General features: G+C 71.6%; 7 protein-coding genes. 2 read left to right on the top strand and 5 right to left on the bottom strand.

Annotation, left to right across the window (positions count from 1 at the left end; translation table 11 throughout):
- Positions 1-179: 179 nt before the first annotated feature.
- Both ABZW18_RS07470 and ABZW18_RS07465 read left to right on the top strand, forming a co-directional pair.
- Entirely contained in the window at positions 180-2546 is a 2367-nt protein-coding gene (locus ABZW18_RS07470; protein WP_356183411.1) for a DUF5107 domain-containing protein, read from the top strand.
- Positions 2547-2605: 59 nt separating this feature from the next.
- A complete protein-coding gene (locus ABZW18_RS07465) occupies positions 2606-3523 on the top strand; it encodes an NADP-dependent oxidoreductase (RefSeq protein WP_356183408.1) in 918 nt (305 codons plus the stop codon).
- Positions 3524-3648: 125 nt separating this feature from the next.
- On the opposite strand, the gene ABZW18_RS07460 is transcribed toward ABZW18_RS07465, so the two are convergent.
- The 5 genes from ABZW18_RS07460 to ABZW18_RS07440 form a co-directional block, all read right to left on the bottom strand.
- Positions 3649-4005 (bottom strand): VOC family protein, encoded by a 357-nt coding sequence (locus tag ABZW18_RS07460; protein WP_356183405.1) that lies wholly within the window; start codon positions 4003-4005, stop codon positions 3649-3651.
- A 33-nt stretch (positions 4006-4038) separates the two neighbouring features.
- On the bottom strand, positions 4039-4839 hold the full coding sequence (locus tag ABZW18_RS07455) for an IclR family transcriptional regulator (protein ID WP_356183403.1): 801 nt from the start codon (positions 4837-4839) through the stop codon (positions 4039-4041).
- Between the two features lie 86 nt (positions 4840-4925).
- Positions 4926-5651, bottom strand: coding sequence for an MIP/aquaporin family protein (locus tag ABZW18_RS07450; protein ID WP_356183401.1), 726 nt, complete (start codon positions 5649-5651; stop codon positions 4926-4928).
- A 17-nt stretch (positions 5652-5668) separates the two neighbouring features.
- Positions 5669-6700 (bottom strand): NAD(P)-dependent alcohol dehydrogenase, encoded by a 1032-nt coding sequence (locus ABZW18_RS07445; protein ID WP_356183398.1) that lies wholly within the window; start codon positions 6698-6700, stop codon positions 5669-5671.
- 209 nt (positions 6701-6909) lie between these two features.
- Positions 6910-7731 carry a methyltransferase domain-containing protein gene (locus ABZW18_RS07440; protein WP_356183395.1) on the bottom strand — a complete coding sequence of 274 codons (822 nt, stop codon included), beginning with the start codon at positions 7729-7731 and terminating at the stop codon, positions 6910-6912.
- Between the last annotated feature and the right edge of the window lie 174 nt (positions 7732-7905).

The raw sequence follows: 7905 nt of genomic DNA, 5'->3' as shown, positions 1-7905 counted from the left end.
GATGTGCCGAGCGCCGGGCAGGCAGCCGGAGGCCGTCCACTCCGCCGCGGGAGGCGGCCTTTGCTCAACCCTGATCAGGAGCGGGCCTGTTCAGCCGGGCCGCGAACGTGTTCCATGGTCATCGGGGGGCGCCGGATCGGCGGCGGCCCGTACGAGGGAGCGAGGTTGTTGCCGTGCCCATGAGCGTGCGACGGACCGTACTGACCCTGCCCGGTGTGCCCGTCGGGCCGGAGAATCCACTGCCCCCGCTGCGGCCGCTGGACGAGCTTCACCGCATCGGCGAGCGGGGCGGGGCCCCCGGCATCGGCGGGGGGAGCGCCGCCCTCCCCGCCGACATGGCCCGCCAGGTCGGCTACGAGCCGCTGCGCTCCGTGCTGCCCGTACGGCTGCTCGACGGCTACGGGCGGCAGCGCCGCCCCACCGACATCGAGGCGATCGTCATCGAGAACGACCGGCTCCGGGCCACGGTCCTGCCCGGTCTCGGTGGCCGCGTCCACTCCCTCGTCCACAAGGCCGACGGCCGCGAACTCCTCTACCGCAACCCGGTCTTCCAGCCCGCCGGCTTCGCACTCAACGGCGCCTGGTTCTCCGGTGGCATCGAGTGGAACATCGGCGCCACCGGCCACACCACCCTCTCCTGCGCCCCGCTGCACGCCGCCCGTGTGCCCGCTCCCGACGGCGGAGAGATGCTGCGGCTGTGGGAGTGGGAGCGGCTGCGCGGCACCCCGTTCCAGGTCGACCTCTGGCTGCCCGACGGGTCGGACTTCCTCCACGTGGGGGTGCGGATCCGCAACCCGCACGACCGGCCCGTCCCGGTCTACTGGTGGTCGAACATCGCTGTCCCCGAGGCCGCCGCGACCTCGGCCGCCACCGGTGACGTCACCGGCTCCGCCGCAGGCGGCGCGGGCAACCGTGTCCTCGTCCCCGCCGAGGATGCCTGGCACTTCGGCTACGAGCGCAGCCTGCGCCGTGTGCCCGTCCCCGAGTGGGACGGCACCGACCGCAGCTATCCGCTGCGCAGCTCGCATCCCGCCGACTACTTCTACGAGGTGCCGGACGGCGCCCGCCGCTGGATCGCCTCGCTGGGCCCGGACGGCCACGGGCTCGCGCAGACCTCCACCGACCTGCTGCGCGGCCGCAAGCTCTTCGTGTGGGGTGCGGCGCCGGGCGGGCGCCGCTGGCAGCAGTGGCTGACCGAACCGGGCACGGAGGGCTACGCCGAGATCCAGGCCGGACTCGCCCGCACGCAGCTGGAGCACGTACGGCTGGAGGCGGGCGCCGAATTCAGCTGGCTGGAGGCGTACGGGCCGCTGTCCGCCGACCCGGCTGCCGTACACGGCGATGACTGGGATGCTGCCCGCGCCGAGACCGGGGCGCGCCTCGAAGCCGCCCTGCCGCGCGCCGATGTCGACGCGGCCTACGCCGCATGGCTTCCCTGCGCCGACGCCGAGCCGAAGGAGATGCTGGCGACGGGCTCCGGCTGGGGCGCACTCGAAGTGGCGCGTGCCGGGTACGAGCTCCCCGGCACGCCGTTCGAGCAGTCCACACTCGGTGAGGCGCAGCAGCCCTGGTTCGATCTGTTGCGCACCGGCAGCCTGCCGTTCGCTCTGCCGGCACCGGACCCGGGGCCGTCCCTGGTGGCCCCCGCCTGGCGCGAGCTCCTAGAGGAGGCCCGTCCGGGTGCGTCGGCCGATTACCACCTCGGAGTCGCGCAGTGGCACGCCGGTGACCGCGCCCAGGCGGCGCGCAGTTGGGAGCGCTCGCTGAGCGAGGCGGAGAGCCCCTGGGCGCTGCGGTGCCTCGCCGTCGCGGACCAGGAGTCCGGCGCCCCGGAACGCGCGGCCGACCGGCTGCTGCGAGCGGTCCGCCTGGCGGGGGACCTGGTGGGGGACCTGGTGGGGGCGGACGGCGGAGCTGATGATCGGCCCGCCGGGGACGGTCCGGACCTGGATGCGGCGACCGGTCCTGGAGTCGACTCCGGTGCCGACTCCAGCCTCGGCACCGGAGTCGGCGCTGCCACCGCCACCGCCACCGAGGCATCTTCCCGGCCTATGGCGCCGCTGGTCCCGGGCACGGCGGATGCGGCCGGTGTGCAGTCGGCCGGACCGGGCGTCCGCGGCCCCGAGGCGGCCGCGGAACACAGCGGCGTACGAACGGCCGGCCGAGGCGCAGCCCGGACCGCCGCCATGGCCGCACTCGGCCGGGAGGCGATCGAGGCCCTGCTGGCCGTCGGGCGCACCGCGGACGCCCGTGCCGTGTGCGACGGCCTGAGGCCCGTTGTGCGCGATCGTGGCCGGTTCCGGCTGCTGCGGGCGCGGATCCTGCTCGCCGAGGGCGACGCCCCGGCAGCCCGTGCCGTATTCGACCGCGGATTCGAGGTCGCGGACCTCCGCGAGGGCGAGGAGTCGCTGGAGGAGACCTGGTACGCGATCGCGGAGCGGCTCGTCGCGGGCGATGCGCCGGTGACCGGGGACGTACGGGCCAGGGCGCGCGCGGAGCACCCGCTCCCCGAACGGTACGACTACCGCATGAGGCCATCCGGCTGACATCCGCCCGGAAGCGGCGGACCGGGGAATGATCTTCTACGGTCCGCCGTTGCCCGGACATGAAGGCAATCACGATCGACGCATACGGCGAGACCCCTCGGATCACCGACCAGCCGGAGCCCAAGGTGGGCCCGGACACCGTATTGATCCGTGTCAGGACGGCCGGAGTCAACCCGGTGGACTGGAAGGTCACCGCGGGGTATCTCGACCCGTTCCTGTACGTCCACTTCCCACTCATCCCCGGCTGGGACGTGGCCGGTGTGGTGGAGGGGGTCGGCCCGGCCGTCACCGAGTACGCCCCCGGCGACGAGGTGATCGCCTACAACCGGCAGGACCATGTGCAGGTCGGCACCTACGCCGAGCTGGTGGCCGCGCCCGTCCGCACGCTCGCCCGCAAGCCTGCCGCCCTCAACTGGTCGCAGGCCGGGGGCCTCCCGCTGGCCGGGCTGACCGCTTATCAGTCGCTGCGCGCGACGGATGTCGGCAAGGGCGACACGGTGCTGGTGCACGCGGCGGCGGGCGGCGTGGGCTCGCAGGCCGTCCAGATCGCCGTCGCCCAGGGAGCCCGGGTGATCGGCACGGCGAGCGAGCGCAACCACGACTTCCTGCGGTCGCTCGGCGCGGAGCCGGTGACGTACGGGGACGGGCTCGTCGACCGGGTGCGGGCGCTGGCTCCCCAAGGCGTGGAGGCGGCGCTCGACTTCGTCGGCGGTGACGCCATCAGGGACTCGCTCACCCTCACCGGGTCCCCGTCGCGGGTCGCCTCCATCATCGACCCCGAGATCGCGGCGTCCGGCGGCCGTTACATCTTCGTCCGCCCCGACACCGACGACCTCACCGCGCTGGGCCGACTCGCCGACGACGGAAAGCTCACGGTCCACATCGACAAGGAACTTCCGCTGGCGGAGGCCGCCGAGGCGTTCCGGCTCAGCCAGGAAGGCCGTACGCGCGGAAAGATCGTCCTCACGGTGTCCTGACGCCGGACCGAGCCCGTTCTGACGCACGGCTCCTGACGCACGGCTCCTGACACCTGACATCTGACACCTGATGTCTGACGCCCGTTGTCCGGCCGAATTCCCGGCCCCTGATATCTGACGTTCCGTCAGGAAGCTGGCCCGCCACGGTCGACGTACTCGAACACCGAGCCGTCGGGGTGGCGGGCCAGCAGGTTCCGGCCCACCGGCGTCGGCAGCGGGCCCACGATGATCTGGGCACCCACCTCGGTCAGCACGGCATGTGCCTCGTCGACGTCCTTCACGGCGATGGTGGCCACGACCTTCCGCAGCACCTCCAGCTCGCTCTCCGGCCCGCTCATCAGCAGAAAGGCCCCCACCGCCGCGACGGAGACACCGCTCCGCTCGAACCGCAGAGCCTCGCTGCCGGTCAACCGCTCATAGACGCCGACCGCGGCCTCGATGTCGTCGACGCAGACCCGCAGTGACGTTCCCAAGATCTCCATACGAACGAGCCTAGTACCTACCTGCCCGCCTCCTCAGCTGGTCGCGGCGCCGGCCGCGAGCAGCCGGGAGACGCGGGCGGCCCCGGCCCGTACGGTGGCCTCCAACTGCCGGCGGCGCGGCGCGAACAGCTCGGCGGGGACAGAGGTGGCGACGGCTCCCGCCACCTCCCCGCCGTTGTCGAACACCGGGGCGGCCACGCACGACACCTCGTGCATGAACTCCTCCACCTCGACGGCCACACCGGACGACCGCACCTCCCGCAGATGCCCGTCCAGGACATGGGGCGCGGTGATGGTGGAAGCGGTGAGACCGGTCAGCCCCTGCTCCCGCAGATAGTCCCGTCGCCGTGCGGCCGACATGGACGAGAGCATGACCTTCCCGAAGGCTGTGGCGTGGGGAGCCTCGTGGAAGCCGATGCCGAGCGGTTCTGCCCGCGGAGCCGCGGCCGAGTCCACGACCTCGGCGACGACGATGGTCTCGTCCCGGAAGACGGTGTAGTAGGCGGGGGCTGCGCAGTCCTGGTGGATCTGGTGGAGCACACCCGAGACACCGGGGGTCACCTCGAGCTGCTGGCACAGCCGGCGGTGCAGGTCGGTGAGCTTGTAACCCAGCCCGTAGCCGCGGGAGTGGTTGAGACGGACCAGGTAGCCGTCGTGCACAAGGGTGCCCAGCAGCCGGTAGGTCGTGGGCAGGGTCAGTCCCAGGCGGCGGGCGACGGCCTTCGCGGCGATCCCGTCCCCGGCGGCGGCCACCACCTCCAGGACCATCAGCGCGCGCCGCACCGAGCCGAGCAGGTCGTGGGCGTCGGCCGCGTACCGCTCCTTGCCATCCATGATCGTCCCTTCCAGGGCCGCAGGGTCCGGCCCGACAGGCCGGCCGCCGTGGTGGGCCCGCGACGGCCGGTCTGCCAAGCTAACAGTCAGGCCGGGATCGCACGGAGCCTGCTCACCACGACATACGTGCGTCCGGCCAGCAGACCTCCGACTATCTGCGCCAGGAGATAGACGGGGAGCTGGGACCAGTCGACCGTCCCGCCCCACAGCGCGGCGGTGACCAGCGGCCCGAGTGTCCGCGCCGGGTTGAGCGCGGCACCGGTGACCGGGCCCACGGCGACCGCGATCGCGAAGACGGCGAATCCGATGGGGAGTCCGGCGAAGCCACCCGGGGCCCGCTGGTCGATGACGCCGAAGACGACGAAGACCAGGATGAAGGTGCCCAGGGCTTCACCGAAGAACGCCTGGGAGGCGGACGTCGGTGCTGCGTACGAGGCCACGCCGAGACCCAGGCGCACCGCCCGTGTCCCCAGTACGGCGACGATGGCCGCCGCGCCGACGGCCGCCCCCGCGCACTGGGCCAGGACGTAGCCGGGGACCTCCCGCCGGGCGGCTCGGCCGGTCGCCGCCAGGGCGAGGGTCACCGCCGGGTTGATATGGCAGCCGGAGATATGCCCTATCGCGAACACGGCGGCCACGACCGCCATGGCGAAAGCAAAGGCGATCATGCCCATATCGGCCATGGTGAAGCTGGTCTTCCCGCTCTCCTGCAACATCAGCGTGGCGGGGACCGAACCGACGCCGAGGAAAACGAGAAACGCGGTGCCGAGGAATTCGGCGAAGAGCCGCTGTGGAAAACTGTTCGTCGCCATGGGGCCCGCCGGCGTACTCATGCGCCGGGAACCAGGATTCCCCGGCCCTGCAGACGTCCGTGCTCCAGATCGTCCATTGCGCGGTTCACCGCATCCAGGGGATACGCCGTGGTCTCCAGCGCCACCTTTCCCTGCGCGGCGAGCGTCATCAATTCGTCGAGGTCGTTGTAGCTGCCGACCAGATTGCCGACCACATTGATCTCCGCCGAGATGATGTCGATGGTGGGGACGTTCACATGCCCCCCGTACCCGACGACGAAGTAGGAACCCGCTCTGCGGAGCATGGCGATGCCCTGCGATTCGGTGCCCCGCTCGCCGACGAAGTCGATGACCACATGCGCGCCCTGGCCGGAAGTGAGCTCCTTGACCGCCGCCACCGGGTCGCCGCCGGCATCCACGGTGTGGTGCGCGCCCAGCGTCCCGGCGAGGCTCAGTGCCGCTTCGGAGGTGTCGACCACGATGATCTCCGCGGCGGTGAGCGCAGCCAGACACTGGACCCCGATGTGCCCCAGCCCGCCCGCGCCGATGGCGACGACAACGGCGCCGGGGTACAGCAGCGGCAGCGCCTTGCGTACGGCGTGGTAGGCGGTGAGGCCCGCGTCGGCCAGAGCGGCCACATCGGCGGGGCGCAGACCGGGGTCGAGCTTCACGCACGAGCGGGCGGTGGTGCGCATCAGCTCCGCCATTCCGCCGTCGCAGTCGATTCCCGGGAACGCGCCGGCCGAGCAGTGCACGTCATCCCCCGAGCGGCATGCCCGGCACAGGCCGCAGGTGATCAACGGATGGATGATGACGGCGTCACCGACCTCCAGGTTGGAAACTCCGGAACCGATTCGGCGGATCCATCCGGCGTTTTCATGCCCGATCGTATACGGCAATTCCACGCCGGACTTCTCATTCCACTGGCCCTCGACGACGTGGAGATCGGTACGGCACAGACCCGCGCCCCCAATTTCCACTACGACATCCAGTGGAGAAACAATCTCTGGCTCCGGAACCTCCTCGACAACTGGCCGCTCGTGGTAATTGTGCAAACGTACTGCCTTCATTTTTTCACGGCTCCTCATCGCTGTATCCCTGGGCGATTGAGGAGATGCTCGTCCGTGCCTGTGCGCAGGTCAACCAATAAGATTCCGGCTATTGGGAAAACGGACAAATCCCTTGGCGTTCCTCGGTGCGGGGAGTTCGCGTCGCCCGTCGTACGGCTGTCACGGAAGCACAGCGGCGTCGCGCCGACGAGCGGCGTTGCGCCGACGGATCATGCTTCCAGGGGGAGCCTGCACAGCACCTCGCCGTGCAGGACGGCGAACCAGCCGTCCTCCGCCGAGCCCCACTCCCGCCACGCCTCCGCGATCCGTCGCAGGTCCGCGTGCGTGGCGTGCCCGCCCTCCACCGCTCGTCGCGCGTACGCCGATCCGGTCGTACGGTCCGCCCACAGCCCACTCCACCACGCGCGCTCCCCGGGCGTCGAGTAGCACCATGTCGCGGCGGTGGCCCTGACGTCGGTGAAGCCGGCCCGGCCGGCCCAGGAGAGCAACCGGCGTCCCGCGTCCGGTTCGCCGCCGCTCGCGCGGGCCACCCGCTCGTACAGGTCCCGCCAGTCGTCCAGGCCGGGCACGGCCGGATACCAGGTCATCGCCGCGTAGTCGGAGTCGCGCGCCGCGACGATTCCCCCCGGCCGGCAGACGCGCCGCATCTCGGTCAGCGCGCGCACCGGGTCGCCCACATGCTGGAGCACCTGATGCGCGTGGACGACGTCGAACGAGCCGTCGGGGAAGGCCAGGTCCTGGACATCGGCGGTCGCGAACCGGACGTTGTGCAGGCCGCGTTCGTCGACGGCGGACCGGGCCTGCCCCAGGATGTCCGGCTCCGCGTCCACCGCGGTCACCTGGCCGGGGGCGACCAGATCCGCCAGGTCCGCGGTGATGGTGCCCGGCCCGCATCCCACATCCAGTACGGACAGTCCCGGGCGCAGCTCGCCGAGGAGATAGGCCGCCGAGTTGGCGGCCGTGCGCCAACGGTGCGAGCGGAGCACGGACTCGTGGTGCCCATGGGTGTAGACAGCGGCCTTCTCCGGCATGGCGGAACCCCTCTCGACGGTGCGTCAGCAGGTATCCGCAGCCTACGCGGTCGTCTCGCATTGCGAGAGATGCGTATCACGATGTGGTCATGTCCGATGGGGGGAAGGGCCTGTGGCCGGGATGGGCAGGACAGTGGCTCCGGCCGGCTCCGGCTCGGCCGAGGCACGGCCCGA

It is taken from the genome of Streptomyces sp. NPDC004647 (genome assembly GCF_040609575.1).
Lineage (GTDB): Bacteria > Actinomycetota > Actinomycetes > Streptomycetales > Streptomycetaceae > Streptomyces.
The sequence above is the reverse complement of the archived record's forward strand: the minus strand, read 5'-3'. Positions and strand labels throughout refer to the sequence as shown.

Excerpts from the sequence above, each read along its gene's own strand:
- ABZW18_RS07470 (WP_356183411.1), top strand. The coding sequence starts at position 180 with ATGAGCGTGCGACGGACCGTACTGACCCTGCCCGGTGTGCCCGTCGGG.
- ABZW18_RS07465 (WP_356183408.1), top strand. The coding sequence starts at position 2,606 with ATGAAGGCAATCACGATCGACGCATACGGCGAGACCCCTCGGATCACC.
- ABZW18_RS07460 (WP_356183405.1), bottom strand. The coding sequence starts at position 4,005 with ATGGAGATCTTGGGAACGTCACTGCGGGTCTGCGTCGACGACATCGAG.
- ABZW18_RS07455 (WP_356183403.1), bottom strand. The coding sequence starts at position 4,839 with ATGGATGGCAAGGAGCGGTACGCGGCCGACGCCCACGACCTGCTCGGC.
- ABZW18_RS07450 (WP_356183401.1), bottom strand. The coding sequence starts at position 5,651 with ATGGCGACGAACAGTTTTCCACAGCGGCTCTTCGCCGAATTCCTCGGC.
- ABZW18_RS07445 (WP_356183398.1), bottom strand. The coding sequence starts at position 6,700 with ATGAAGGCAGTACGTTTGCACAATTACCACGAGCGGCCAGTTGTCGAG.
- ABZW18_RS07440 (WP_356183395.1), bottom strand. The coding sequence starts at position 7,731 with ATGCCGGAGAAGGCCGCTGTCTACACCCATGGGCACCACGAGTCCGTG.